Raw genomic sequence first — 26,261 nt, 5'->3', positions numbered from 1 at the left:
CTATAGCTTATGACGGAAGTAGACAATCGGCTAGTGATACTGTTTGTAACCGCATATATTAGCTTGTAAGGAAGTCGAAAGGAGGGATAGTTTGTGAATCCAGCTGATACTTATAATCTTTGTTGTCAATATCATGGTAAACGTGTAAGAATTACAGAAACATGTGGCAGAGTACATTATGGAGAAATAACTAGGGTGGATAGAAGACAGGTGTGGATTCTACCTGATAGACGATTTGGCGGTTATGGTTTAGGTTATTGGGGGTGGGGACCAGGAGCAGGTTTTGGAGTTGGTATCGCACTTGGGACAGTTGCCGGAATTGCCTTAGCACCACTATTATTTTGGTAATATTGAAATGACTAATTATACTATCCGCTGCGCAATGACAGACTCTGTCATTGAGAAAAAATAAGCCATTTCAATCTAATGAGATGGCTTATTTTCCTTATTGCACTTGCTCTTGTTGCTGCTTGCTTTTAATCAACTCGGATATTGTGACAAATGTATAACCTTGTTTTTTAAGTTCTGGCAAAATTTCTTCCAGTGCCTTAATAGTCTGCGCGCGATTGCCGCCTCCATCATGGAACAGAATAACATCTCCAGGCTTCGATCCCTGCAGCACTTTTTGGGAAATTTTATTAACCCCCGGCTGTTTCCAATCTTGAGTATCCTGATGCCAAGACCACATAACTACTTTGTAGCCATCCTTAACAGCGGCATTTATCATTTGATCATTATAGTAACCACCTACAGGACGGAACAAAACTGGTGCAAATCCAGTAATACCATAAATTATTTCCTTCGTCTTACGAAGTTGTCCCTTTAATTCAGCTACGGAAGCTTTAAACGGATGTGAATACGTATGATTGGCCAGCTCATGCCCTTCTGAATAAGATCGTAAAACAAGGTCTGGATATTTTTCTGCATTTTTCCCAATAATAAAAAACGTCGCCTTTGCATCATACTTTGCCAATAAATCTAAAATAGCTGCAGTATATTTTGGATGAGGTCCATCGTCAAAGGTTAGGGCAATTATTTTGTCTTTTGTGTTAATGTCCCATACAACTTCCCCTGTCTCCTCATAGTAAGGTCGACCTTTATCCGCATAAGTTGTTAACCCTGTAGAAAATACCGAAATGATTAAAAAACAAAGGGATAGAACCAATACATATTTACGTGTCATAAGCATCACCTCCCAAGTTCAAATTCACATAACTCCGTCAACTTACTATTTACGAATTACAATGAATTATACTTGTATAGGTTTGGCTGTTTTCTCCTCAAAACAATCTCCAAAAATCAATTTATGCATAAAAATTCCCTGTTATATTTTGAACGAAATGTGAAAACACTCACATAGTACTTTATTTTTTCGCAGAATGATGTAAAATAAAAGACACAACTGATATATAACAACGAGAGAAAACACCGACTAAACCTCCTGTTGTTATAGTACAAATAAAACAACAAAGGGGATTTTTCATTATGTGGATTATTACAGTTTTTGAACAAAATACTTATCGTATGTTCGAGTATAAAACTAAAAACGAGGCAACAGTTGCATTAAAAAACTTCAAACAAACAGCGATGCTTTCTTATACAAAATAATTAAAAGAATCAACTCTTGATGTAACGGAGTTGATTCTTTTATTTTGTAGAATACTAGTTGAGAGGCGCTGTTCGTTTTTGGTAGCAAATAATTTTTAATAAAAATGTCGAACACCTTTTTATCTATTGCCATATGTATATAGAGAAAAGGGGTGATTTCGGATGGTAACAATTGAGCCTATTATGATTAAAGGCCATTTTTTCACTGCGATCATTGTGCAATTACCAAAAACAACACTGCTGACAATTTCAAATGATACGGGCTACATTATGTGCGGGGCTTTAGATGTTGGTCTATTAAATGATCGCTTGGCAGACCGGAAAATTATTGCCGGTCGAGCAGTTGGTGTAAAAACAATTGATGAGCTATTGACGGCTCCATTAGAGTCCGTGACATATGAGGCGCATCAGTTAGGTATTACTGAGGGAATGTCTGGTGTAGAGGCTTTATTAAAAATGGTATAACAAGTTTTTACAAAGCGTCAGTGATTACGACTGAACGCTTTTTTACTGTCTTATGTATAAGCTATTTACGCTATCCTCATACTTTAGACAAAAGGAGTGTTCGTTTTGGATAAAAATAAACATCGAAAAATACATGTAATTTTGCTGTTCATAGTACTTATCATTTTCATATGGTCTGTCATAAAACCAGCATCCTATTTGGATTGGCTTGCAGAAGTAAGTCCTGCTGTCGTTGCAATTATTATTGTAGTCGCTATTTATAACAAGTTTCGCTTTACTACATTTTCTTATATTATTATTGCCATTTTATCCATTCTTACATTTATTGGTGGGCACTATACTTATTCGGAGGTACCTCTTTTTAACTGGATTAAAGAGGAGTTTCACTTAAAACGAAATGACTATGATCGATTTGGACATTTCCTAAAAGGTTTAATGGCCATTGTCATAAGGGAAATATTAATAAGAAAAACCCCACTAGTAAAAGGAGCATGGTTAACAGGCATCACAATAAGTATTATGCTTGCTATTGCTGCTCTTTATGAAATAATTGAATGGCTCAGTACAAAATTTTCAAAAGGTAGTAACGTAGCCAAAGATTTTTTAGGCATGCAGGGAGATCGCTGGGATGCACAATGGGACATGCTTTCGGCTTTTCTAGGGACAATTTTGACTTTACTACTATTTACAAAATTACATGATAAATTGTTAAAAAAACTCAAAAGGTAAAAAAGTTTCTTCTATAGTAAACAGTAAGGTGAGCCTTCTGCCTGGATAACATGAATTATTTATAGGTTAAAATTCAAATGTATTTTTTTCTAGATGTACTGTTTCATCTAAAGTTTTAAAAATGATATCAAAATGCTGACTATACGAATGCATATACAATTCATATTGAATTCTACGCTCTTCATGCGATTGCATTAAATAATTGATATCTGCTCCCCTTTCAAGTACATCACGGCTCGACCTTCTTTTAATTTCCGTATCATTATCTGTATAAAAATAAATTTTTAAATCAAATAATTTTGGATTAATAAATGCCACACTCATTCCCTCAACAATGGTTACTTTAGTTTTTGAAGAAATAAACGCACTTTTCATATAATGCGTATCAATTGTCAATAAATCTAGACCCTCTCTAACCATCTGAATATCTCTTTCCAAAGAAGGTAAATGATGCGCCGCCGGATGGCAAGCGGTCATTTTAAAATGATGCTGTTCGTTTCGATAAGTATAGTCGATAATTGCACGCTTTCGTATATCCGAACTAACAATATACGGGTCTGTGTTCATATAATTCACTTCATCTTCGTTTAAACAGTTAATAAGCTTATTGGCGAACGTTGTTTTTCCTGCAGCACCATGTCCAGAAATACCGATAACAGTTGGTTTATCTCTCTTGTTGATCCAAGTAACGATCTCTTGCAATAACTTATCCATCTTTCTCCCCCCGCTACTGCTTATATTTCCCACATACGCTCTACAGTCACTTCATAATCCATAACACTTATCTGAAAAACATCTGGATTACTTAGATGAGTCCAAAATCGAAAATCAACATCATTATTATAATTTTTCAAAAGTAAAGTAATTATATTTCCATGACTAACGATAATTGTATGTTCAGACTCACTTTTGATAGTTTCCTCTACGACATTAACGATACGTTCCATCGCTTCGTTACTTGACTCGCCATTGTCAAATTTTAAATCCATATCCGTAAAAGTCGCTTGAAGCTTTGCATACCAATCCGGTAAATTTCTTGTACTTAAAATGCGTTCTGCAAGGCGTTCGTCAATTTCAATATTTATATTTTCCCTTTTACTTAGCGGTTCTATTGTTTGAATTGCTCGTAAAAAGGGACTAGCAATAATTCGATCAATTTTTTTGTCAGCGAAAAACTCGGCTAAAACTTCAGCCTGGTGAAAACCATGCACTGTTAAAGAAGCATCCGACGATTGTCCCTGGGCTTCACAATGCCTTATTACATATATATATTTGGCCATTTCTAACCTCCTAGAGGAAATATGGAGAACCGACATCATTATTATCTGCTCAGTTTGAAACAAGTTCTCGTCTTAACATTATTCATTAACCTCACAGATTGTAAGTTTTCACTTTACGCTTATTATACCTTCTTTACTAATTAGCTCCAATTTATTTGACGCTTGACCAATCTTACCTTTCTTTAATTGATCCGTATGTTCTTCCTTCTGATAACCTTCTAAATTAACGCTTATGTCAGATGATTCACTGTTCGCTATAAGCTCTAATGATTTTGGTGCCTCTTTGTATGATATTGTTATATCCCCTGAAGCAGTTTCCACAAACAATGCTTTTCCTTCGATGACTTCCTTCATAAAAACTTCACCGCTAGTCGAAGTAATTTTCGTTTTTGGACTGTTGACTCTAGTCATATAGCTATCACCGTTTGTAGCAGCTATTGTTAATTCGTTTAAAGTACTGTCTACGATGCTCAATTCACCATCTTTTGATGTGATTGTCCCTTCATTAGCCGTTAACCCCTTAATAGTCTTAGCGCCAGAATCCGTTGAAACCGATAGTTCTTCCGTTTCAATATTGTTAATTTTGATATCGCCATAGCTGTTTTTTAATGCAATCTTATTCACTGCATTTTTAGGGATAGAAATGTGAATAGTATCTTTTTTTCCAAAGCTAAAGTTTTTCATAACTCCTTCTTCATTGTCTTGTTGAAGTACTTTTACTATATTTCCGTCTTTCTTAACTTCAACAGGATTGCTTTGTTGCTTATCTTCAAATTCAATTGTTAGTTTATCAGATTCCGTATTTTCTAATGCTATATTCCAAGACTCAATGTTTATTTCTAGTTCTTTAATTTGCTCTACATCAAAGGACTGTTCTTCAGTGATGCTCTGTTCTCCATTGATTTTAAGAGTGAAGAATATTCCTCCAATCGCAATAACGAATATTAAGGCTATGATTGCTTTTTTCACTTTACATCCTCATTTCTCATTTTTAGGTTAAATCTACTTTGTCGACTTTATAATAGGACAGATAGCCGATAATAAGCCCTAAGAGACACATCGTTATTGGGACAATGATAAATTGAAATAAACTGGCAGATGTACCCCCATTTGAAACCGTTGCATTAATCAAAAATCCAATTAAAACAGCGGATGTAATTGTCGCAGCTGTTGATTTTTTTCGCATACCAAAGTACAAAGGAATTAAGCTTACCCCACCCATCATAAATGCATTGATAAAGGTAGAAGGCATTGTAGCTACCATCTCCTGTATCTCAACAGGTGTTTCAAACAAGTTCATCATTGGATTTAAAAAATAAACAGCGATATTCATCATTAAGGTCGCAATAATAATGCTAAAGAAACAAAATCCGTATACTAAAGACAGCTTAGCAAAAATAATTTTTTTCCTTTTTAATGGATACGTAAATAATAATTGAACCGTCTTATTTTTGTATTCATCAATGACTAAACGAGATAAGATTACACTCGAAAAAATGATAAAAACAATGCGAATTAATATATTTGTCAAAGACATAAAATCTGTGTAATCTTGAAACATCTTTTCATCTTCAGAACCAACTGCCATAAGTGCAACTGCCGCAAAAATTCCAACAATACAAATGACTAAGCCTTTAAAATAACTAGACATACTATTCTTTTTCCATTCAAGTCTTAATAGTTTAAGCAATTTGATTCCCTCCATTTATAAGATTTAAAAAATACTCCTCTAAATGCTGTTGCTGCTTTTCAATGCCATTGACCGTAATGTTATTGAAAATAAGTTCTTTATTAATTTGAGATTGAGAAATGTTATGTTCAAAAATTCGAATACAATGCTCATTGATCATTTCATATTTTCGGATACCTAACTTGTCCTCTAACACATGAATTGTTTTTTTCACATCGTCTATTTTAATCTCCAGGTACTCCATATTCTCTTTTCGAATATCCTCCATTTTTACCTCTTTCAATAATTGACCACGATGAAGGATGCCGATTGTATCTGCTATTGATTCTACTTCTGACACGATATGACTAGATATTAATATGGTGATTCCAAGCTTCTCCTTTAGATGTAGTAAGAGCTCTCGAATATCTTTAATACCAATTGGATCTAGACCATTTATCGGCTCATCTAAAATAAGAATTTCCGGTTTGGCAACAATGGCACGTGCGATACCTAATCTTTGCTTCATCCCTAGAGAAAATTCATGTATTTTTTTATGTTCAACACCATTAAGACCTACTATCTCTAATGCCTCTTCTGTAGCTCCTTTTTCATAAACTCCAATATACTTACAGTGAAGCTCTAAGTTCTCCTTCGCTGTTAGCCTATTGTAAAATTCCGGGTACTCGATAATGCTGCCTATTTTGCTCAAGTATTGATAGGAAGTATTAGCAATGGATTGATTTAATACTTTAATTTCACCTGAAGTTGGTTTTACTAAATTTAAAATCATCTTCATGATTGTTGTTTTACCAGCTCCATTCGGACCTAAAAAGCCATAAATCTCTCCCTTCTTAACATTCATATTGACATTCGAGACCGTTTCGACTCCTTTAAAGCTCTTCGTTAATTGCTGTATTTGAATAACAGTTTCCATGTTGTGTACTCCTTACAATTTTGATTTCGTTACATTAATCTTAATAAGCGAAAGTAAAAACAAAGTAAACTCGGTGGAAAATGACAGTAATTTTTTCAAGAGAGTAAGGATATGAAGATCAGAAGCTGTTATGATGAAATTGAAATGAGGGATAAAAATGGAAACTGCAGAAAAAATCCTAATCGTAGATGATGAGGTTGGTATATTAAAATTATTAGAAATTACGTTACGAAAAGAAAACTTTATAAATATCGATACTGCTTCAACGGGAAAAAGTACACTACAGCTTGTAAAGGACAATCAATACGATGTTATTTTGCTCGATATCATGCTGCCGGATATAAGTGGCTTTGAGCTTTGTACGGAAATACGGAAATATTCAAATACACCCATCATTTTTGTCAGTGCTCGCTCTACTGATTTTGATAAATTAACGGGATTGGGTATTGGCGGAGATGATTATATTACAAAGCCTTTTAATCCTTTAGAGGTCGTCGCTCGAATAAAAGTCATCCTTCGACGTCAAAAAATGTATGAAAGTTCTCAACAACAGCAGACTACAAAATTTGATTTCGGTTATTTTGCTCTTAATCCTGAATCCGCTACATTAACCGTTCACAATCAGCTTGTCGAATGTACAGCTAAAGAGCTTGAGTTGCTACACTTCTTTTGTAAAAACCCAAATCGTATTTTTACCACTTCACAGCTTTATGAATTCGTGTGGGGAAATGATGTATATGGTGAGGAGAAAACCGTAACGATTCATATTTCAAAGCTAAGGAAAAAGCTTGGCGATGATACGCGTAAACCTAGAATAATTGTGAATTTAAGGGGCATTGGCTATAAATTCATTCCACCAAAAGAGGATTCACTATGCGAATAAACACTCGATTTACGTTGCATCTTGCAATGGGGATTATTCTGTGGATACTTTTGAGTGGTATTTGTATTGTGATCGGGCTCGAAGGTATTCTCCCACTCTTTAAAAAATCTGTTAGTGAAGCTTATCAGAGTCTACTAGTCGCATGGATTTTCGGATTTAGCACTCTTGCTTGTATTGCTGTATTCGGTTGGTATTTTGGTGGTCCTCTTGGTTTTATCATGTCTTGGATTTATCAGCTCTCACAGGAAAACTACAAACAACCTGTTGGACTATCTAAAATCTATACACGCAAAGGAAAGCTCCGTATGCGTTATATGTTATATCAAGAGGTACTTCAACACCTACAATCCTTATCAGGAAAATTAAAAGCTGCTGAAACAGAACGTGAAAAGGTGGAACAAGCAAAACAAGAATGGATTGCTGGTATTTCACATGATTTAAAAACGCCATTAACGTATATTACAGGCTACTCTACCCTACTATTAAACGATCAATACAATTGGTCCAAGGAGGAAGCCCGTTCCTTTATTCAAGAGATTGCAGATAAAGGCAAGCATATGGAGGAACTTATTCAAGATTTAAGTCTCGTCATTCAGTTTAATACTACAGAAGGTCAGTTACCCTTGCACAAAACCAAGCAGGATATTGTGGATTTCACAAAGAGAATCGTTGCTACTATAAGCAACAATCCACAGGCCAATGACTATATATTGCACTTTAAAACTGATACATCCGTTATAAACACTGACTTTGATACGAAATTCATGCAACGCATTTTACAAAACATTCTTATGAATGCCGTTATCCACAATCCACCTAATACAGATATTTATACACAGATTTTTGATAGAACAGAGCATGTAGAAATTCACATTGTGGATAATGGCATAGGGATGTCTCAACACATGATGGAGAATATATTCCAACAATATTATCGTGGAACCACTACAGAATCTTCATCTGAAGGTACTGGACTAGGTATGGCGATCGTTTCTAAGCTCGTTCAAGCTCATAATGGCACTATCTCAGTACAGAGCGAACCTTCTAATGGAACAACGTTTATTGTTACATTACCCAAAGGATAATATGGGAATTGAACATTTTTGGACTCCTCCTGAGTAGTTGGCCGGTGGACCCTAGCAGTTTTTTGGTGAACCTCATCACTTTCGGGGCGGACCTGAGCAATTTTCTGAAGGACCCAATCACTTTACCAGAGCCATTCATGAAATCGTATTGTTTTACATATATTTAAGCATCATAAATTAGCTCACTCAATAAGGAGGATTCCATGCAATCTGAAAAATTGCGACTAAGAAATATTCAACACCTTGCTCATGAAATTACAGATGAAATGAATAGAGGTGGCGAACTTACTCACTTAGAAACATTGATTCCTGTTATTGATAATTTATCTCATGCCATTGGCGATTTAACAGATTCCTATGGACAGTATTCATTAGATTATGTAGAGGAAAAAGTGAAAAATGCTCATACACTTCTGTTTAACAAAGAAAAAATAAATGTCTATTTATAAAGATGAGAAAAGGGTAACCGTTTGATATGGTTACCCTTAAATACTTTAATGTGTTTCAGGATTAAATGTTTTACAATCTGTTTCTTCACTATTTGATGCCTGTTGTCCTTTTTGACTTACAACATAGATTTTTTCTGCACCACATCTGTTTCCAGAGTTCCAAAATGTACAGTTATTGACTTCACATAGAATTTCTTGTGCCATCGTTTCCACACCTCCTCTTTTGTTATCATTAACAAAAGCGAGGTATTTTAATACTTATTTATAGAACCCAATCCATATAAGTAATGTTGTAATGAATCCTATAGTATCTTCTATTGCATGATTATATTGTTATTCCATAACCTTTGTTGGTGTAGCCTCTTGAACAATTATCATGCCATCATATGCCTCAGCAGGTGTCATTTTAATTGTATAAAGCATCTGCGTGAACTTGTACCAGAAGCTAAAATCATCTCCGATATTACCCATTCGTTGTTTTTTAGCCACGATGTCCGCTAACTCCTGAGATTCATTTGCCTTTTTAAAGTCTACATAAAAAATATTTTCCTTCACTTCGCTAAAAGCATCTATTAATGCATTATGGTGCTCAATTGTATATTCTTTTCTTTCGCCAGATCCATTTTGTGCCTGGAACGTATTGTTAACAAAGTCAGTCCCAATGGCAAAGTACGCATCTTTATATACTTCGTCTAAGTAGTGGCCCATAGATTTATATCCTGCCACAGTTGCAGAAGTTTTTTCTATATGGCCATTATGAGCAGACATAAGTACTTTATCATGACCTTGAGCCGCTTCAAAATCAACAATCCATTGTAAGTTGTTTGCTAAATATTCATCACGAAGACTCATATAATTACCGTCATTTAAAAATAATTGCGTCCGTTGCTTCATGATTTGTGCATATTGAGCAGCAAATAAATAAGTTTCTTTCGACGATTGTTTTTCATAAGCGTCTTTATTTGTTTGTAAATCCTTTATGATGGCATCAATATTTTTGTCCAACTCTTCTAGCTGACTACTTGATAAATCCCTCATTGTTTTATTCGTCACATCTTTTAACTGTGCCTTATATTTCTTTGCGGCTTCACTATTAACCACTTCGTAATATGCTAATAACTCTTTTTTACTATAATCATAGCGTTGCATATCGTTTCCATAAAAATAAATTTTATCTTTCTCATCGGCAGTCATGTTATAATCATGCATCCATTGAACAAAGTCAATCATTTGCTCCGTTTTATAGATCCCATAATCCAAAGCTTTTACCGCTTCCTCAGCTGTGCCAGTACCATTTAAAATGAACTGATTGATTTGCTGAGCGCCACCAAAATCGCCTTCTAATACAAAAACACGGACATTTTCATTTTTTATTAGAGCCTGAAATACATCCTTCTTTAATGTTTGGAATTCAACGTTTCCATGTGTCGCTTCTCCAAATCCGATTACTTTCACATCATTTGGAATATCGATATCTTCAACCGCGGATGTATATTTTGCGGCATCCTTCACAGCTTCTCCCTTTCCGCATCCCGCTAAAGATACTAAAAGAAATAGTGCCGAAATTAATAAAAAACTCCTTTTAACAAATACCATTTTAAAAAATCTCCCTTTATCTATAAAAAAGTTATCCCGCGTTAACGGGCAGTAGTTCACGTTTTAGAAGGCGTATTAGGATTAACTGACCTTAATCAGTGGGTTGAAATATCTTCCCACTGATTAAAGTTCACTTTACACAGCTTTTCGTTGGAAATATAAATACCCTCCAAGGAAAAACAGTACGAAGCCTCCTCCTACAACTGTTAATAATTGCTCCCAAGGCACGAAGAATACATCACCTGTATTACCACCTATATTCATCATCAAGAAGGGCTGCCCCCATGGATAGTAAGGTCCAAAACGTGCTGAGTTGACTGCTAATATAGACGGTAAAGTAAATACAACATTTACTGCAAATGGAGCAGCAAAACTTTTAAACATGATGGACAGCCATAGCTGCAAAGCGACTAATGGCAATGTCGCTAGCCATCCACCAAAAATACTCTTCCATACAATTTCCATTGGGAAAGGATCTGAGTAGCCTTTCAAAAGACCTACTGCATATATAGAACATAAATATAGTATCTGCATCACCAGCACAAGAAGCATAATTAAAGCATATTTTGCGACAAATACTTTCCCTCTTGTCACAGGTAGTGCTAAAAGTTGTTTCCAGCCGCCAGATTGATGCTCGTATCTACAAATAAGACTTGCAAATACTCCTGAAATTAAAGGCAGAAATAATAATGCATAGAGTAAATTCATAGAGATTAAAGAAATATACCATTCATTAATTTCAGCATCTGATAAAATATTATTTGAATTCATTGATAACCCTATAAAAAGTCCGATCATTGGTCCCGCGAAAATGATTGGCACCACTTTTGATTTACGTAATTTATACCATTCAGCGCTCAGTATAGACCCCATTACTTTACATCCCTTCTAGCAAAATCTATCATTCCGATAATATACAGTAAAATACCAATGCCTACGCCAAGCATGACATTAATAACGGGCTCATCCCAATGATTCATTAAAGATGGCCATTTCCAAATCATCCAATCTGGCAATACATAAGAGGAATAGGCAAAAATCACGCCGAAAATACCTACAGTGATCGGAATCCCCTGATTCTGACAAACGCTTGCAATCCAAAGCTGCAGTGCCAATATTGGTAACGAAGCAAAATATGGATAATAAGCAAATTTAGCAAGTTCCGCATATGGTATGCTATCTCCTAAGTCTAAAAACACTCCATAGGCCATTGTCATTAGCATTAAAATCGTGGAAGACATAAACAATAAAATAGCTAGAACAGTGAATTTTGATAAATACACCGTTAATTTTGATACCGGTAGAGCAATTAATTGTTTCCAAGCATTCGTTTCATTTTCAATACTTGCCATAAACGAAGTTAAAATGGCAATCCCTAAAACGATAGCAAGTGGAGTAAAAGAATGAACATTTAATAAGTAGTAGCCCCAATCATCCTCGCTTTGCTCTAGCAAATAGTCCTTCCTTAAACCGTAATTCACCATTTGCATCGCAACAACACCTATTGGTCCTAAAGCTGTTAAAAACCATAATCCTTTGCGTTTAATTTTCAAAAAGTCAGAAGTTAACAGTTTCCCTATCATAGCGCATGCTCTCCTGTTGTCATTTGAAGGAAAATCTCCTCTAAAGATCGTTTCTCTTCCTCTACTCGATAAACCGAAACGCCTTCTTGTACAAGAATTTGTACAATATGCGCTACCTTTTCGTCTGAGCATTCATCAAATAAAATGAGGTCATCCTTATGTTCTGCTTTAATGCCATTTGCCACTAATGAACGCCAGCCCTTTTCACCATCGCTCACTTTAATGACTACCTTCGGCTGAGCAAATCTACGCATTGCTTCAATTGAATCTTGGAAAATCATTTTACCCTTTGTGACAATACCCACTTGTGTAGCCATCTGATCAATCTCAGATAATAGATGGCTTGAAATAATAATCGTCATTCCATATTCTTCAGGCAGTCGTTTAATCAAATTACGAATTTCGATAATACCAGAAGGATCAAGACCATTCGTTGGCTCATCTAAAATAAGTAATTCAGGATTATTTAGTAAAGATGCCGCTATACCTAAACGTTGCTTCATCCCAAGGGAAAAGCCCTTTACTTTTTTATCTGCGACATCCTTTAAACGAACAATATCTAATACTTCATCGATACGTGATTTCGGTACACCTAAAATTTTTCTTAATGCTTCTAAATTTTCATAAGCTGTTAAATGCGGATAGTAGGAAGGGTTCTCTACTAATGAACCAACCTTTGCTAAAATATTCATTCGTTCCTTCATTAAATCTTTTTGGAAGATTTTAATGGTCCCAGAAGATGGTTTCATTAACCCAAGCAGCATACGAATTGTCGTCGTTTTTCCCGCTCCATTCGGTCCTAAAAATCCATATATTTCACCTTTGCGTATTTTTAAATTTATATTTGATACAGCTTGCTCTTTACCAAAACTCTTTGATAAATTTTCTGTTTGTACGATATATTCCATTGTCCTCACCTCTGTAATTATCATAAGTAATGAAGGTTAAAAACAGGTAAGGTTCAAGGTTAAATTTTGTTTAAAAAGCTATTTACCATAACATGGGGTTGATTTCCGTTCCGGCTGGGCGCTACGCTTCGTTTTCGCTACAGATCATTAAAAAGAAAATAACAATTCCGATTGCCTTACTATAAAGTATTGCTCCATTCTACTTTTCCAAGAAGTCTGTAAAAATAAAAAAACAGCATGCCATAAACTTTACTGGCATACTGTTAGGCAATTATGAAGTGAAGCATGCCTTAACATGCTTCACGAATTATTCTATTTGTAGTGTTTAATTTTAATCTTGGTTCCGGATTCGCTGGACTCAATATCCCAGTCTAAATTCATGCCCTTCACCATAATATCGACAATAGATAAGCCAATACCAGCACCTTTGGCATTGGATTCATTTTTCATTCCATTTCCGTGATCCTTTATGATAAATGCATCATAACGCTCCGTTGATTCGGTTTCCACACCAACATATTTCCCGCTACTTGCATGACGTAATATATTTTGAAATAAATTATCGACTATACGTCCAAGCCAAATCGGATCCACTTGCCATTCATTTTTCTCAAATGGATCTAGCCCAAAATCGATTTCAAAGCCTTCCTTTTCGAACACAGGATACCATGTAGTCATTTGCTCACGTACGAAACGTATAATGTTGATTTCTTTCGGTTCAAATTTATATTTACTAGCCATCAGCAGTGTATAAGACATTAAATTTTCTATTAAAGTATCAATATTAACAATCGACGTTTCCATTGCCTTAATGGCATGTTTTCCATCCTCTGATAATACTTCTTTACTTATTGAATACGATTGCGCCCGTATTTTCGTTAATGGTGTTCGTAAATCATGCGATAAATTAGCAATCAATTCACGTCTTAACTGTTCTTCCTGCTGCTCGCGATTCCTACTTTCCCTAAGCTCGCACACCATGCGGTTAAAGCTTTGTTCGAGCTGACCGATTTCATCCTTCTTTTTGACCTTCGTTTCAATAGGTAAGCCATCTACATCACGAATTTCCATTGCTTCCTGCAGGTGCAATAGTCGCTTTCGAATCCCTCTGAAGAATAAAAAAGATATAGCAATGAAAAATATGATAATCGCAATAGTGCCGGCAATTACAAGGTACCCATACTGTTCATAAACATTTCTAAGAGGTGGATTAAACACTTCTCTAGGAATTTCAAAAACGATAAATCCATTCGATTCGTCCTGTCCTAAAAAAGCTATAACTGTAAACGGATCTTCCCCATAATGTTCTTTTATAAACTTTGTTGTAAATGCTGGCGTCCATTCTGATGGTAGGTGCTCCTTTACGTCCACCTTTGTTCGTAATGTACCATCTTCACTTACCCAAAACATGGATGATTTAGGGTACTGATCCTTCCAATCCTTAAAATGTTGTGCAATTGTATCCTCTGTGAAATTTTTGATACTCTTAGCTTCTGTAAGCCATTTCTCTTCTACTTCGCTTTCCCTGAGAACTTCACTTGAAAAACCAGTTTTTCCTATTCCAAACATAAAAACGGCAATTGCAAAGTATGATAATTGAACAATAGAAATCGCTAAAAAAATAATTACCATATACTTAGCTAATAAAGATCGGAAAAATTTCATTGTTTCACCCTATATCCAATACCACGTATAGTTTCAATAATTGTCGGCTTGGCTGGATTTATCTCTATTTTTTCTCTTAAGTATCGAATATGCACCATTAATGTTTTATCGCCTTCTATGTAACTTTCTCCCCAAACCCCTTCATAAAGCTGTTCCTTCGTTAAAATTTGATTTAAATGGCGAATAAAATACTGTAATAGATAGAATTGCTTACCGGTTAATTGAATTTCTTCATCGGTTTGCTTGTTGATAATTCGCATCTCTTTCGTATAAATTTTTAAATGCTGCAGATCTAATACATCATCATTTTTTTGATATCTTCTTAGTAAAACCTCCACACGAGCTATAAGTTCATCTGGATGGAATGGCTTTGTTAAATAATCATCTGCGAAGTTAAGGCCCTCAATTTTATCCTCTACAGCAGTTCGTGCTGACAACATTAAAATCGGAATTTCTTTATTCTCTCGCTTAATTCTTTTACCAATTGAAAAGCCATCTAATCCTGGTAGCATTACATCCAATATAGCAATATCCTTAAAAGCTATATGCTGATCGACCTCTTCCCCTGATTCAAGCCATGTAACCTCGTATCCTCTTTCCGTTAAATCCTTTGTTACCCATTGGCCAATCTCTTTTTCGTCTTCTATGTACAATATGTTATACAAAATGGTAATCCTCCCAATCTAGATTATTTATTTGAAATAAATGTTATTTAGAGCGTATTCGTATTATACGATTTCATCGGTTTGCACTCAATCATTGTCAGTAAAATGAGAGAGTCATTGAATAAATCACATCTAAAGCTCGGTTTGTCGATAAAATTAAAAAGGTTAGGTGATAAAACTAAAAAGTTGGACGATAAATTTTAAAAGTTGGGTAATAAAATCAAAAAGTTGGGCGATAACAATAAAAACGTATTTGGATTCCCCAAATACGTCTATCTTATTAATTATTTGTCATAATCAACATATCATTATCATCAAACTGCCACATGTCCCCATAAGCAACTTCCCAATAGTAGCCGTTTGGGTCTTGGAAATAGCCGCTATAGCCTCCCCAGAATACAATTTCTGGTTCCTTGACGATGTTAGCTCCGGCCTGTTTAGCTAAATCAAACACTTGATCAACTTCTTCTTTCGACTTTCCGTTATAAGCAAGCGTAACCCCGTTAAATCCATTGCCGATAGCCGGTGGATTTTCTTCGTTTATATCTTTTACTAAACGCTCAATCGGAAACAATGAGATTTTTGTCCCACCATTATTAAAGAAAATAACATCTGGATTTGTTTCTTCACCATAAACAATGACTTCAAATCCTAGACCCTCTCGATAAAATTTAAGAGACTCGACCATATCTTTTACACCCAACGTAATTAAATTTAAACGATTCATCCCACTCTCTCCTTTATAAAAGATTCAATTACTTATTCTATTTCAGGCATTGAGTCACCTTCTACAAACTATAAATATTTGCTTTATCACAATTAATTTCAATTAATATAAAAGACCGAACAACGTAAACTAATAAAAATTTCTTACAGTGAACCATTGATATCTCACAAAAGTAACCTCTACGTTTCTATGAAACTAAAAAGTGCGTACTTTTTTTTGCAATAGCATGGAAGCATAATAAGAAAGCAGCAAAGCACAAACGAAAATTGGAGGACAGAAAAATGATTAATCATTTACAAGATAAAATTACATTAAATAACGGCTTACAAATGCCTGGTATGGGTCTAGGTGTATTCCAAGTACCGAATGATGTTACAGCAGAGATGGTAAAAAATGCGATTGAGGTTGGTTACCGTAGCATCGATACTGCCGCTATTTATGGAAATGAAGCAGGTGTTGGTGAAGGTATTCGTCAGGCACTAGCAACTACTGGTTTAAAACGTGAGGATTTATTTATTACATCTAAAGTATGGAACGATGGCTTGAGCTATGAAGAGACAATCGCTGCATACGATGACAGCTTAGAAAAATTAGGGCTAGATTATTTAGACCTTTACCTTATTCATTGGCCAGGTAAAAATAAATTTGCAGAAGCTTGGAGAGCACTCGAAGATTTATACGAGCAAGGGAAAATTAAAGCTATTGGGGTATGTAACTTCCAAGTATCGCACTTACAGGATCTTCTTAAAATTGCTCGTATCAAACCAGTTATTAACCAAGTGGAACTCCATCCACGATTACAACAAACTGAGGTACGTTCATTCTGCGAAGAGCACAATATTCAAGTAGAAGCTTGGGCACCATTAATGCAAGGTGGACTTCTTGATAATGAAACTATTTCAAAAATAGCTGAAAAATACGGGAAATCAAATCCTCAAGTGATCTTACGTTGGGATATTCAAAATGGTATCGTTACAATTCCAAAATCTGTGCGCAAAGAACGTATGATTCAAAACGCTGATATTTTTGATTTCACACTAACTGATGAAGAGATGGCAATCATTAACGCCATGAATCTAGATCAACGCGTTGGACCAAACCCAGATGAATTTGATTTTGTCATGTAAATGTTAGCTATATAAACGTGAAAGAGACTGTCTTATTTTCTTCTCTTAGACAGTCTCTTTCCAATCTATTTAAGATGTATGCTTTATGGCGATATCTTCATCACGTTGCATGATCAGTACATCTTCACCTTGATCTTGTAACATTTCGATATGTTTTTCACCCCAAGTGCAAAGCATGTTCAGCACAGGGTCCATCTCTTGACCATAAGGTGTTAGCGAATATTCAACTTTTGGCGGTACTTGATTGAAAACCTTACGATTAATTAATCCAGACTGCTCTAATTCACGCAATTGGCTTGTTAGCATTTTTTGTGAAATGCCTGGAATTAATCGGCGAAATTCATTCGTACGAATCTTACCATGGTGGTTAAGATGACAAAGAATAATAGGTTTCCATTTGCCCCCAATGACCTCAAGAGTGGCTTCGACACCAATATTATAAACTTTTTTCATTGTGAACCCCCTGTAATATTCAAAAGTAACTAAAAGTACCCTATACAACTTTAAGGTATGTATGAATATTACTATATACTATAAAAAAAATCAAAGGAGATAGTAATAGAATGAAAGATACAAAAGTGCCGAATGCCAAACTAACATTACTCGCACTTGCGATTAGTGCATTTGGTATCGGCTCTACAGAATTTATAAGCGTTGGATTACTTCCATTAATTACAGAAGATTTTGATATAACATTGAGTACTGCGGGTTTAACCGTATCCATATATGCATTAGGTGTAACTATTGGGGCACCGCTTTTAACAGCCTTAACATCGCGCCTTAGTCGCAAAAATGTGTTGCTGCTCGTTATGGTACTGTTTATTATCGGTAATTTACTTGCAGCTATAGCACCCTCATTCTCATTACTACTTACTGGGCGTGTAATTTCAGCATTAGCACATGGTGTGTTTATGTCCATTGCATCTGTTATCGCTGCAGATGTTGTGGCACCGAATAAACGAGCAAGTGCAATAGCTTTCATGTTCACTGGACTAACATTAGCAACTGTGACTGGTGTCCCACTAGGAACTTTTATCGGACAAGTAACAGATTGGCGAATGTCGTTCATTTTCATTGTCGTTATCGGTATTATCGGATTAATTAGTAATGCTCTGCTTGTACCTAGTCAATTATCAAAAGGGAATCCAATATCCATTCGTGATATAGGGAAAGTATTAGGAAATATAAGAATGCTATTAATTCTCTTTATTACTGCAATTGGATATGGTGGCGCATTCGTAGTATACACTTATGTTTCTCCTATTTTAGAGCAGTATATGGGCTACTCACCGAAAGCAATAGTCGTGATTTTAGTTGTATACGGTATTTGTGTTGCCATCGGTAATACATTAGGTGGTCGTTTTGCGAATAATAACCCTTTACGTTCGATCTTTATTATCTTTATAGGCCTAGCATTAGCACTACTCGGCATCGATTTCTTTTTAGAATCATCAATCGTTGGGTTAATAATGGTCTTTATGATGGGGCTATTTATGTTTATGAATGTACCGGGATTACAACTTTATGCCGTTCAGCTTTCAGAAAAATATATACCATCAGCTATTTCAATGGCTTCAGCATTAAATATTTCGGCCTTTAACATTGGTATTTTTCTAGGATCATATATTGGCGGAATCATCGTTCGCCACCAATCATTAGCGTATACTCCTATATACGGATTCGGCATGGTGATGCTTGCCGCAGCTACTACGTTACTATGGTTAATCTTTGATAGAAACAAAAAATAAATACGTTGCTTGTGAGGAAGGTGCTGTCTAAAACGCCCCTTCCTTTTTGCTATTTATTAGATTCAAGGAAAGTATCATCAAAATATGCCTTGAAATTTGGATACAGATAGTCTAATGACGATTGAATATCGGCACCATCATCAAATAAAATTTCATGTTCAATTTCATATATTGCACAATTGTCTTCATCAGCATTATTATTTAAATCAATACAAATTATTTTTCCATACTCTGTATCCCATGAAAATGGTAGGTATCCTAAACTACATAATGTTGGATTAAACATATCCCTTACGTTATTTAAAGGGTCCTCTATACTTTGGTCAGGTATTACACCAAAATAATGGTGATACGTTGAAATAAAAGCTTTATACCATTCGGGAAAATGAAGTCCGAACTCTTTTTCTAAAGCTTGAATATCTTCCTCCGTTACAGTTGAAGGAATCATTCTCCACACAGACCACTCACCGTCGATATCAACTACCTTCATTTCTTCAGGTACATCTGGGCACATCCATCTACAAAACCCTTCTTCAGACACCTGATTATAACGTTCATAGTAAACTTCAAAACCATTTTTTATGTATGCACGAATATCCATCTTAACAACTCCTTTTGAAGAAGAATAATAAACCGTTGAACTGAGCCCCTTTTCGCTCAAGCTTTTCAAAGCGGTAGCCATTAACACCTAATGTCTCCGTTATACATAAGATAATGTATCAGCTATAGGATAGGAGGAAGTTAGTTGTATTACAATCCTTATCCATATTTTGTCTATCCTAATTATTATCCAACATGGGTAATGGCAAATCAACCAACTACTCAACAACCTTCTAGATATCTAGCAATGCCAACAAATAGAAGCCCATTTCCACCCATCAATACAAATAAGTTGAAGACTTCAGCGAAACGGATTAAGACTATTATGCAGCAGGCACAATTACTTACGGATAAAATTGATGAGTCAGAGCAATTTGCACATGATCTTATAGACGCAGCACAACAATCCAATAAAACAGAAGTTGAAAAGTTAATTGCGTCAACAGGCATTACAATAAAATTTGAAACAACCTATACACCAGATGGATTACGTATAATATTTACTGAGAGCAGTTGTTGTAAGCTAACATTATTGTTGGGTTGGTGAAGAGTTGGCCCCTTGAAGAGGGCCTCTTTTTTCGCAGAATGAATGCAAACTTTTAACCTTGTATCCCTATTGAACTTGTAAACAATAAAAAGATATGCTAAAGTGTTTGTAAGTTTTATTTCTGAAAATTCTTATATCGCATTTTCTTATCAAGAGAGACGGAGGGATTGGCCCTATGAAGTCTCAGCAACCAGCCTATAGGTATGGTGCTAATTCCAATTGGCAAAATTCGGCCTTGAAGATGAGAACACTTACTGCAGTTACTTTGCACAAGAGTCCTCTTCATGGAGGACTCTTTTTTACTTGCTATCAAGCAAAAGGTAGCACCCAAAATTTCAAAAGAAAGCGAGAGAATATTATGACAAACGAACTTTTACAAGCACTTCAACTATTGAAATCGAAAGAATGGGTAGATTTAACACATACATTTGGGCCAAATTCTCCTCATTTCTTTATGTTTGATGATGCAAAATTTGAAACATTATTTTCCCATGATGATGGGTTCTTTGCACAGCAATTCACGTTCCCTGGGCAATACGGCACACATATTGACCCACCTATCCATTTTGTGCGAGATACACGCTATTTAGAGGAATTGAAGCTAAAAGAACTAGTGCTACCACTCATCGTTATTGATAAATCGAAGGAAGCCGAAATGAATAACGATTACACGTTAAGTGTTCAAGATGTTCTTGATTTTGAAGCTGAGTATGGAGAAATTGAAGCAGGTACCTTTGTAGCCCTGCGTACCGATTGGAGTAAACGTTGGCCAGATAAAGAGTCTTTCAGCAACAAGGACGGTGATGGTCATAATCATATTCCTGGCTGGGGATTAGAAACGTTACAGTTTTTATTCAACGAGCGCAAAGTAAGTGCTATCGGTCACGAAACTTTTGATACGGATTCAGCAGCGGATTTTCGTACAAATGGTAAGTTAGACGGTGAATATTTTGTGCTTGAGCAAGATACTTACCAAATTGAACTGATGACCAATTTAGACAAGCTACCTCCAAAAGGCGCTGTTATTTTTAATATTGTACCAAAGCCTGAAAAAGCATCTGGATTCCCTGTCCGTTCATTTGCTATATTACCTTAAAATAGCAATAGGTATGATTCGATGAATATTGAATCATACCTATCTTACCTTTTATTTATTTCGGTGAATTCCTTCTTTTGAAAACTACATAAACGATCAACATCATTAATATGAATAATACTATAAGATAAATGCTGTAGCGAGATAAATATACCCCAACATAATGCCATTTCTCTCCCAGTACTTTACCTAAAGTAATAAACGTAAATGTCCATATAGTTGCTCCCGTATAGGCAAAGAAAGCAAATTTTTTATAAGGATAATTATTAATAGCTGCAATATATGCTGTAAGATGACGCACACCGGGAATAAAATATCCTATTAATAATAATCCCGGCCCTATTTTTGCAAATAACTGTTTAGTAAAATCAATTTTCTGCTCAGTAATATGAATTTTCGAACCATATTTTTGTAATAAAGGTAGTCCGAATCTATAGCCTATATAGTAGCTCAGGGTAATTCCTCCTACCGCACCTACAATAGCGCTGATTAAAGCGGGGATATGCGCGAGAGTTTCACGATATACACTATACCCTACATATGTCAAAAATATCTCATCAGGAAGTGGCAGCCCAACAATCCCTCCAACTAGGATAAGAATGATGCCAAAATATCCGTAATGCTCAATAAGAGATTGCACGTGATGCGCCATAAATCCATCCCACCTAAAGCATAATAATTTTTTATAGTTAGCTTTATCATAACTCAATAGAGACAACATTATGAGTGTTATGGTTTCAATCCAATTTTCTCCACGCAACTATACCTTGGCATCATTGCGTCAGAAATCGGAAAGGCGTTAAATTATTTGTAGCTCACGAAGAGCATAATCAATACCACCCTCAGTTGATTTCTTTGTTACATAATTAGCCACATTTTTTAATGCTTCACTACCGTTACCCATTGCAATACCAAAGCCAACCTGCTCCAGCATATCGATATCATTATCTCCATCGCCAAAAGCAAGTGCATCCTCAGGACTCAAGTCGAAATAATCTAGGACAGCTTGGATAGCAATAGATTTAGAAACATCATGTTGCAAAACATTTGTAATATAAGGATGCCACCTTTTAAATAATACATGAGGAAATGTTGAAGTATACTTTTTCTCAATATCCTCATCACCATATAAACACATTAAATACACCTCTTGCGTAACGATATCTTCATTGATAACAGGAAACTCTTGCAAAGATAATGTTTCTTGCATGGCTTTTAAGGTCTCTTTTTCTCGGACGTTATTCATTGATAATTGTTCTGTAAAAAACGATAGACTTTGTTTATTTTCATCAGCGAAAGCTTTAACGGCCTGGACAATTTCTTGTGCAACAGGTATTTTATGTATGACTTGATCTTGGTGCTTAGCATATGCACCATTCGCTGTAATAAACGTCTCTATTCCTACATTTCTTAAATCCTGGCACATCGATAAAGGTCTTCCTGTAGCTGCAACAATATGAATTCCTTTACTCTTTAATTGTTGAATAGCGTTCCTTGTACTTTCTTCCATACAACCATCTTCATAATTAACAAGCGTACCATCTACGTCAAAGAATACAATTTTATAATCCATCGTTCGCTCCTCCTTAGCGTTTCACATAATTTTCACCAAGCGTGTGGTTGATTTCCGTTCCGGCTGGGCGCTTTATAGCTGCCGCTTCGCTTTCGCTGATCTCCAAGGAGTCGCCCAGCCTCCACCCTAATCAACTTATACACAGGATACATATTAATAACATAGATCTTCTTCATTTTGGGGATGAATCTAAATAGAAAACACTAAATTCTGATACAGGATTCTTTTGTCGGCCAATATCTGTCTCCAATCGACACATTTGTAATTTTAATTTTACATTAAGTAACATCTTTATACTAAAATTCACTATAGGTATTATTACTTATATCAGTAAAATTAGTTACTATTTAATTTAACATTAATTGGACAAACTAAAATAAATGTATAACTTGCTACAACTGCACCGATAAATACTATTACGGGTACATATAGAAATTTAAATAACAAAGAAAGTAATGGACATATTTATTTTAATAATGCTAAAGGAGTATACCAAAGAACATAGAATTGTTAATATAAAAGATAATTAATTAAATACATTGAACGATTCTATCCATCGTATAAATAGAACAAAAGAAACGATGCAAAGGAGTTTATTCTTATGGCATTTAACATTTACTACTATGAAAGTAGTGTAGATTGCAAGTTTTGCAAAAAGCATTTTACTACATATAAAGTACGCCCTAATCGATATAAAATTATCGAAGAACAAACAGACTTCATGCCTGTTTATGAGGGTTTAAACCCGTTATTGTATGAGGTTGCTGTTTGTCCACATTGTGGCTATGCTTACCACAAATCTATGACAAGAACGTATGGACCTTTTCTGCTTCTTATTGATGAATTGTATATAAAAGAGCTACAAAAACCAATGGATATGTGCAAGGAACGTACGATTGATGATGCCATTGTAAGCCTTAAATTAGCTTATCTTGTTTCAAGAGCATCTATGGAAGAGTCGCTTCTTATGGCCAATTTCGCACTAAAAATAGCCTGGCTATATCGCTTAAAAAATGATCATGAGTCGGAATTGCGCTACCTCTTCGCTGCAAGAGATTTTTACAGCAAATCTTTTGCATCCAATCAAGAGGGCGGAGAGAGAATTCAATATTTACATGCCGAATTAAGCCTTCGACTTGGAGATATTGCAGAGGCGAAAAAAGGATTTTCTCGATTAATTGCAGATCGACATGTTTCCAATAAATATCGGAAACTAGCACGAAATCGCTGGGAAAACTATAAATATGACGAGCAACCTAACAATATACATGAAAGTATAGAAGAAGTTATCAATTGAAGTAGACGAGGAGAGTAATAAACATGCAGCTATTTGCAAAAAGGATTGATGTGAGAGAAGAAGATATTTTTTCAGAACTACACCATTTTTTACTGAGAAAAAATAATCGTTATTTAACGAACGACGAGGTAGTTGCATTAACTGGGGTTTCATCAGACCTACTCTATAAATGGGTAAAGGCAGGAAAATTGAAAAAATCAATTTTCCCTAATTTAGGCGCACCTTGTGAACGCTGTGGACAAATTACTCAGGCAAAAATCTGTGTCAGCTGCTCCTCAACCATCGTTAGTACATTAAAACAAGAGGAAAAGGATCGTGCATGGTTCAATCAAATACAGCGGAAAAACCAAAGAGCTAGCGCGTATCACTATAAATAAAACTATCAACATCTTCAAAGTTACTTAAGCTTTGGAGATGTTTTTTTGCCTACCCCTATTCGAATCACCTAGAATAATGACATTCACCCAAATTTAAATAAAATTTAAACAAAGTCCCTCTTTACTTTAAACTTAATTACTTATAATTGGTTTTAACATATAACGAAGGACTGATAGAGAATGACAAAAGGTAAGAAGCGTAAGGTTTTATTATCATTAAGCATTGCACTAACAAGCTTTGTAACTTTCAACGGGGTTTCAAATGCATCCGTAGCAGTTCCAGCGATAGAAGAACGCGTAGCTTTCGATAACAAATTAGAGGTTAAGGCAGCTCGCACATCCAATGAAACACTTCAGGATTGGAAAAAGTGGACAAACGACCATGCCTACAGCTTAACATCCATTCAGCCTGAAGCAGTTGGTAAACAAAATATACCATCTACTAAATTTGAAGATTTAGAGATGCTAAAGCCTTTATTGCATGATAAGCGCATCGTTTTTTTAGGGGAAAGTTCACATGGTACAGCCGAATTTAGCCTAGCAAAAACACGTTTAATTCAATTTTTACACCAAGAGATGGGCTACAATGTCCTAGCTTTCGAAAGCGGTATGGGGGATGCTATGAATGCTCAAGGACAAATTGATAAACAAATAGCGAAACAAACGATGAAGGATGCTATTTATCCTGTATGGTGGTCAAAAGAAACACTAACGTTATTCGAATATGCTAAAAAAACACAGAAAACAGATAAACCATTAAAATTGGCTGGCTTTGATATTCTACAGCAAAATGTATTTACGAACGGTGACTGGCTACAAAATAGTCAACTGGCGAAACAGTTCGGTGAAGTAGAGGAGCAACTTGCAGACTGGACCTACGGTAAGGATTTAAAGGGCTATCAAAAGGTAAAACCAAGCATTATTAAAGTATATAAGCAAGTGAAATCACAAGTACAGCTTAAAGAAAAAGAGTTAAAGGCAGCTTATCCGAGCGAACCACATATTGTAAAGCTTATGGAACGTACTTTAGCTGACCGTATCCGTTTTGCAGAAGAATATGTAGAATTATCAATTCAATCCAACATTGAAGTAGAACAAAATAAATACGATTCTTATTTTAAAACAATGGAATGGCGTGACCAATCGATGATGGAAAACCTACTTTGGTTAGCAGAGGAGATTTATCCAACTGAAAAATTCATCGTCTGGGCGCATAATGACCATATTCGTAAAGCACAATCCGAAGTAATGGGTTCTCCATATCCTGTAAAATTACTGGGTGAACGTCTACCAGACATCTACAAGAAATATAGCTATGTGCTTGGCCTTTATATGACTAGTGGGGAAACAGCAAACAATATGGGTGAGCCTATGGCCGTTTTACCGACAGTGAAAGGCTCAATCGAGGATATTGTTTCATCTTCAAATAAACCTTACACATTTATCGACATGCGAAACCGTCAAAATGAGCGAGGCAACTCATGGATGTTTGAACCACGTTTATCTTATAGCTGGGGAATGATTCAGGAAAGTCTTGTTCCACGCGATCAATATGATGGTCTTCTTTTGATTGATAAAGTAAGTAAACCTCATTATATTAAATAAAAATGTAAAAATAGCAAACTAGTTTCTACTTCTAGTTTGCTA

At 35.5% G+C, this 26,261-nt stretch carries 32 protein-coding genes and 1 riboswitch; of the genes, 14 read left to right on the top strand and 18 right to left on the bottom strand.

The features are described 5' to 3' along the window. The first annotated feature begins 93 nt into the window (after positions 1–93). The gene (locus tag MWJ95_RS15740; protein ID WP_249074859.1) at positions 94–348 is read left to right on the top strand and encodes a hypothetical protein; all 255 of its coding nucleotides are present in this window, start codon (positions 94–96) and stop codon (positions 346–348) included. A 97-nt stretch (positions 349–445) separates the two neighbouring features. Here the strand turns inward: MWJ95_RS15740 and MWJ95_RS15735 are convergent, their stop codons facing one another. After that, a complete protein-coding gene (locus MWJ95_RS15735; RefSeq protein WP_249106648.1) occupies positions 446–1,183 on the bottom strand; it encodes a polysaccharide deacetylase family protein in 738 nt (245 codons plus the stop codon). Between the two features lie 302 nt (positions 1,184–1,485). Here MWJ95_RS15735 and MWJ95_RS24515 point away from each other — a divergent pair, with 302 nt between their 5' ends. The 3 genes from MWJ95_RS24515 (at position 1,486) to MWJ95_RS15725 (ending at position 2,802) form a co-directional block, all read left to right on the top strand. Further along, on the top strand, positions 1,486–1,608 hold the full coding sequence (locus MWJ95_RS24515) for a hypothetical protein (RefSeq protein ID WP_256469487.1): 123 nt from the start codon (positions 1,486–1,488) through the stop codon (positions 1,606–1,608). 162 nt (positions 1,609–1,770) lie between these two features. Beyond that, complete coding sequence (locus MWJ95_RS15730) at positions 1,771–2,073, top strand: YunC family protein (RefSeq protein WP_249074861.1); 303 nt, start codon at positions 1,771–1,773, stop codon at positions 2,071–2,073. A gap of 105 nt (positions 2,074–2,178) precedes the next feature. Beyond that, the gene (locus MWJ95_RS15725; protein ID WP_249074862.1) at positions 2,179–2,802 is read left to right on the top strand and encodes a DUF2238 domain-containing protein; all 624 of its coding nucleotides are present in this window, start codon (positions 2,179–2,181) and stop codon (positions 2,800–2,802) included. A 66-nt stretch (positions 2,803–2,868) separates the two neighbouring features. On the opposite strand, the gene MWJ95_RS15720 is transcribed toward MWJ95_RS15725, so the two are convergent. The 5 genes from MWJ95_RS15720 to MWJ95_RS15700 all read right to left on the bottom strand — a co-directional run bounded on the left by MWJ95_RS15720 (position 2,869) and on the right by MWJ95_RS15700 (position 6,688). Further along, complete coding sequence (locus MWJ95_RS15720) at positions 2,869–3,516, bottom strand: uridine kinase family protein (RefSeq protein WP_249106646.1); 648 nt, start codon at positions 3,514–3,516, stop codon at positions 2,869–2,871. Between the two features lie 20 nt (positions 3,517–3,536). Beyond that, on the bottom strand, positions 3,537–4,082 hold the full coding sequence (locus tag MWJ95_RS15715) for a histidine phosphatase family protein (protein WP_249106644.1): 546 nt from the start codon (positions 4,080–4,082) through the stop codon (positions 3,537–3,539). Between the two features lie 108 nt (positions 4,083–4,190). Continuing rightward, positions 4,191–5,051 (bottom strand): DUF4097 family beta strand repeat-containing protein, encoded by an 861-nt coding sequence (locus tag MWJ95_RS15710; protein WP_249106642.1) that lies wholly within the window; start codon positions 5,049–5,051, stop codon positions 4,191–4,193. 22 nt (positions 5,052–5,073) lie between these two features. Further along, positions 5,074–5,772, bottom strand: a complete 699-nt coding sequence (locus MWJ95_RS15705; protein WP_249106641.1) for an ABC transporter permease — start codon at positions 5,770–5,772, stop codon at positions 5,074–5,076. After that, positions 5,765–6,688, bottom strand: a complete 924-nt coding sequence (locus MWJ95_RS15700; protein ID WP_249106640.1) for an ATP-binding cassette domain-containing protein — start codon at positions 6,686–6,688, stop codon at positions 5,765–5,767. Before MWJ95_RS15700 ends, MWJ95_RS15705 begins: the two co-directional genes overlap by 8 nt. Positions 6,689–6,845: 157 nt before the next feature. On the opposite strand from MWJ95_RS15700, the gene MWJ95_RS15695 reads away from it, so the two are divergent. From MWJ95_RS15695 to MWJ95_RS15685, 3 genes are all read left to right on the top strand, one after another. After that, positions 6,846–7,571, top strand: coding sequence for a response regulator transcription factor (locus MWJ95_RS15695; protein ID WP_249106639.1), 726 nt, complete (start codon positions 6,846–6,848; stop codon positions 7,569–7,571). Then, entirely contained in the window at positions 7,562–8,656 is a 1,095-nt protein-coding gene (locus MWJ95_RS15690; protein ID WP_249074869.1) for a sensor histidine kinase, read from the top strand. Before MWJ95_RS15695 ends, MWJ95_RS15690 begins: the two co-directional genes overlap by 10 nt. A 203-nt stretch (positions 8,657–8,859) precedes the next feature. Continuing rightward, on the top strand, positions 8,860–9,105 hold the full coding sequence (locus MWJ95_RS15685; protein ID WP_249106638.1) for a group-specific protein: 246 nt from the start codon (positions 8,860–8,862) through the stop codon (positions 9,103–9,105). 45 nt (positions 9,106–9,150) lie between these two features. On the opposite strand, the gene MWJ95_RS15680 is transcribed toward MWJ95_RS15685, so the two are convergent. The 8 genes from MWJ95_RS15680 to MWJ95_RS15645 form a co-directional block, all read right to left on the bottom strand. Next, positions 9,151–9,309 carry a DUF1540 domain-containing protein gene (locus tag MWJ95_RS15680; protein WP_082172635.1) on the bottom strand — a complete coding sequence of 53 codons (159 nt, stop codon included), beginning with the start codon at positions 9,307–9,309 and terminating at the stop codon, positions 9,151–9,153. Positions 9,310–9,438: 129 nt separating this feature from the next. Beyond that, the gene (locus tag MWJ95_RS15675) at positions 9,439–10,701 is read right to left on the bottom strand and encodes an erythromycin esterase family protein (RefSeq protein WP_249106637.1); all 1,263 of its coding nucleotides are present in this window, start codon (positions 10,699–10,701) and stop codon (positions 9,439–9,441) included. A gap of 135 nt (positions 10,702–10,836) precedes the next feature. After that, positions 10,837–11,574 (bottom strand): ABC transporter permease, encoded by a 738-nt coding sequence (locus MWJ95_RS15670; RefSeq protein WP_249074872.1) that lies wholly within the window; start codon positions 11,572–11,574, stop codon positions 10,837–10,839. Next, positions 11,574–12,284, bottom strand: a complete 711-nt coding sequence (locus tag MWJ95_RS15665; protein WP_249074873.1) for an ABC transporter permease — start codon at positions 12,282–12,284, stop codon at positions 11,574–11,576. Before MWJ95_RS15665 ends, MWJ95_RS15670 begins: the two co-directional genes overlap by 1 nt. Next, on the bottom strand, positions 12,281–13,192 hold the full coding sequence (locus MWJ95_RS15660) for an ABC transporter ATP-binding protein (protein ID WP_249106635.1): 912 nt from the start codon (positions 13,190–13,192) through the stop codon (positions 12,281–12,283). The genes MWJ95_RS15665 and MWJ95_RS15660 overlap by 4 nt, the downstream gene beginning before the upstream one ends. A gap of 312 nt (positions 13,193–13,504) precedes the next feature. Then, positions 13,505–14,857: a HAMP domain-containing sensor histidine kinase gene (locus MWJ95_RS15655; RefSeq protein ID WP_249106629.1), complete on the bottom strand. Its 1,353-nt coding sequence runs from the start codon at positions 14,855–14,857 to the stop codon at positions 13,505–13,507. Continuing rightward, on the bottom strand, positions 14,854–15,522 hold the full coding sequence (locus MWJ95_RS15650; RefSeq protein ID WP_249074876.1) for a response regulator transcription factor: 669 nt from the start codon (positions 15,520–15,522) through the stop codon (positions 14,854–14,856). Before MWJ95_RS15650 ends, MWJ95_RS15655 begins: the two co-directional genes overlap by 4 nt. A 280-nt stretch (positions 15,523–15,802) precedes the next feature. Continuing rightward, the gene (locus MWJ95_RS15645) at positions 15,803–16,249 is read right to left on the bottom strand and encodes a VOC family protein (protein WP_249106628.1); all 447 of its coding nucleotides are present in this window, start codon (positions 16,247–16,249) and stop codon (positions 15,803–15,805) included. Between the two features lie 281 nt (positions 16,250–16,530). Between MWJ95_RS15645 and MWJ95_RS15640 the strand changes: the two genes are divergently transcribed. Next, entirely contained in the window at positions 16,531–17,376 is an 846-nt protein-coding gene (locus tag MWJ95_RS15640) for an aldo/keto reductase (RefSeq protein WP_249074878.1), read from the top strand. A 69-nt stretch (positions 17,377–17,445) separates the two neighbouring features. Here MWJ95_RS15640 and MWJ95_RS15635 read toward each other — a convergent pair whose 3' ends face one another. Then, positions 17,446–17,829: a winged helix-turn-helix transcriptional regulator gene (locus tag MWJ95_RS15635; RefSeq protein WP_197143893.1), complete on the bottom strand. Its 384-nt coding sequence runs from the start codon at positions 17,827–17,829 to the stop codon at positions 17,446–17,448. A gap of 110 nt (positions 17,830–17,939) precedes the next feature. Between MWJ95_RS15635 and MWJ95_RS15630 the strand changes: the two genes are divergently transcribed. Then, complete coding sequence (locus MWJ95_RS15630) at positions 17,940–19,124, top strand: MFS transporter (protein ID WP_249074879.1); 1,185 nt, start codon at positions 17,940–17,942, stop codon at positions 19,122–19,124. 49 nt (positions 19,125–19,173) lie between these two features. Here MWJ95_RS15630 and MWJ95_RS15625 read toward each other — a convergent pair whose 3' ends face one another. Next, on the bottom strand, positions 19,174–19,725 hold the full coding sequence (locus MWJ95_RS15625; RefSeq protein WP_249106622.1) for an SMI1/KNR4 family protein: 552 nt from the start codon (positions 19,723–19,725) through the stop codon (positions 19,174–19,176). A 144-nt stretch (positions 19,726–19,869) separates the two neighbouring features. On the opposite strand from MWJ95_RS15625, the gene MWJ95_RS15620 reads away from it, so the two are divergent. Together MWJ95_RS15620 and MWJ95_RS15615 are read left to right on the top strand one after the other, a co-directional pair. Beyond that, complete coding sequence (locus tag MWJ95_RS15620) at positions 19,870–20,271, top strand: YuzC family spore coat inner layer protein (RefSeq protein WP_249106620.1); 402 nt, start codon at positions 19,870–19,872, stop codon at positions 20,269–20,271. 143 nt (positions 20,272–20,414) lie between these two features. After that, positions 20,415–20,519: riboswitch (SAM riboswitch) on the top strand. A 110-nt stretch (positions 20,520–20,629) separates the two neighbouring features. After that, positions 20,630–21,367: a cyclase family protein gene (locus tag MWJ95_RS15615; RefSeq protein WP_249106618.1), complete on the top strand. Its 738-nt coding sequence runs from the start codon at positions 20,630–20,632 to the stop codon at positions 21,365–21,367. Between the two features lie 55 nt (positions 21,368–21,422). On the opposite strand, the gene MWJ95_RS15610 is transcribed toward MWJ95_RS15615, so the two are convergent. Next, complete coding sequence (locus tag MWJ95_RS15610) at positions 21,423–22,019, bottom strand: DedA family protein (RefSeq protein ID WP_249106758.1); 597 nt, start codon at positions 22,017–22,019, stop codon at positions 21,423–21,425. A gap of 147 nt (positions 22,020–22,166) precedes the next feature. Further along, positions 22,167–22,940 (bottom strand): Cof-type HAD-IIB family hydrolase, encoded by a 774-nt coding sequence (locus MWJ95_RS15605; protein ID WP_249106616.1) that lies wholly within the window; start codon positions 22,938–22,940, stop codon positions 22,167–22,169. 601 nt (positions 22,941–23,541) lie between these two features. Here MWJ95_RS15605 and MWJ95_RS15600 point away from each other — a divergent pair. The 3 genes from MWJ95_RS15600 (at position 23,542) to MWJ95_RS15590 (ending at position 26,219) form a co-directional block, all read left to right on the top strand. Then, a complete protein-coding gene (locus tag MWJ95_RS15600) occupies positions 23,542–24,237 on the top strand; it encodes a DUF2225 domain-containing protein (RefSeq protein WP_249074885.1) in 696 nt (231 codons plus the stop codon). A gap of 23 nt (positions 24,238–24,260) precedes the next feature. Then, positions 24,261–24,614 carry a hypothetical protein gene (locus tag MWJ95_RS15595; protein WP_249074886.1) on the top strand — a complete coding sequence of 118 codons (354 nt, stop codon included), beginning with the start codon at positions 24,261–24,263 and terminating at the stop codon, positions 24,612–24,614. Positions 24,615–24,794: 180 nt separating this feature from the next. Continuing rightward, on the top strand, positions 24,795–26,219 hold the full coding sequence (locus MWJ95_RS15590) for an erythromycin esterase family protein (protein ID WP_249106614.1): 1,425 nt from the start codon (positions 24,795–24,797) through the stop codon (positions 26,217–26,219). Positions 26,220–26,261 lie beyond the last annotated feature (42 nt).

Origin of the sequence: Lysinibacillus sp. Bpr_S20, from assembly GCF_023337835.1 — a bacterium.
Taxonomy (GTDB): domain Bacteria; phylum Bacillota; class Bacilli; order Bacillales_A; family Planococcaceae; genus Lysinibacillus.
This window is presented reverse-complemented; position numbering and strand designations above follow the sequence as displayed.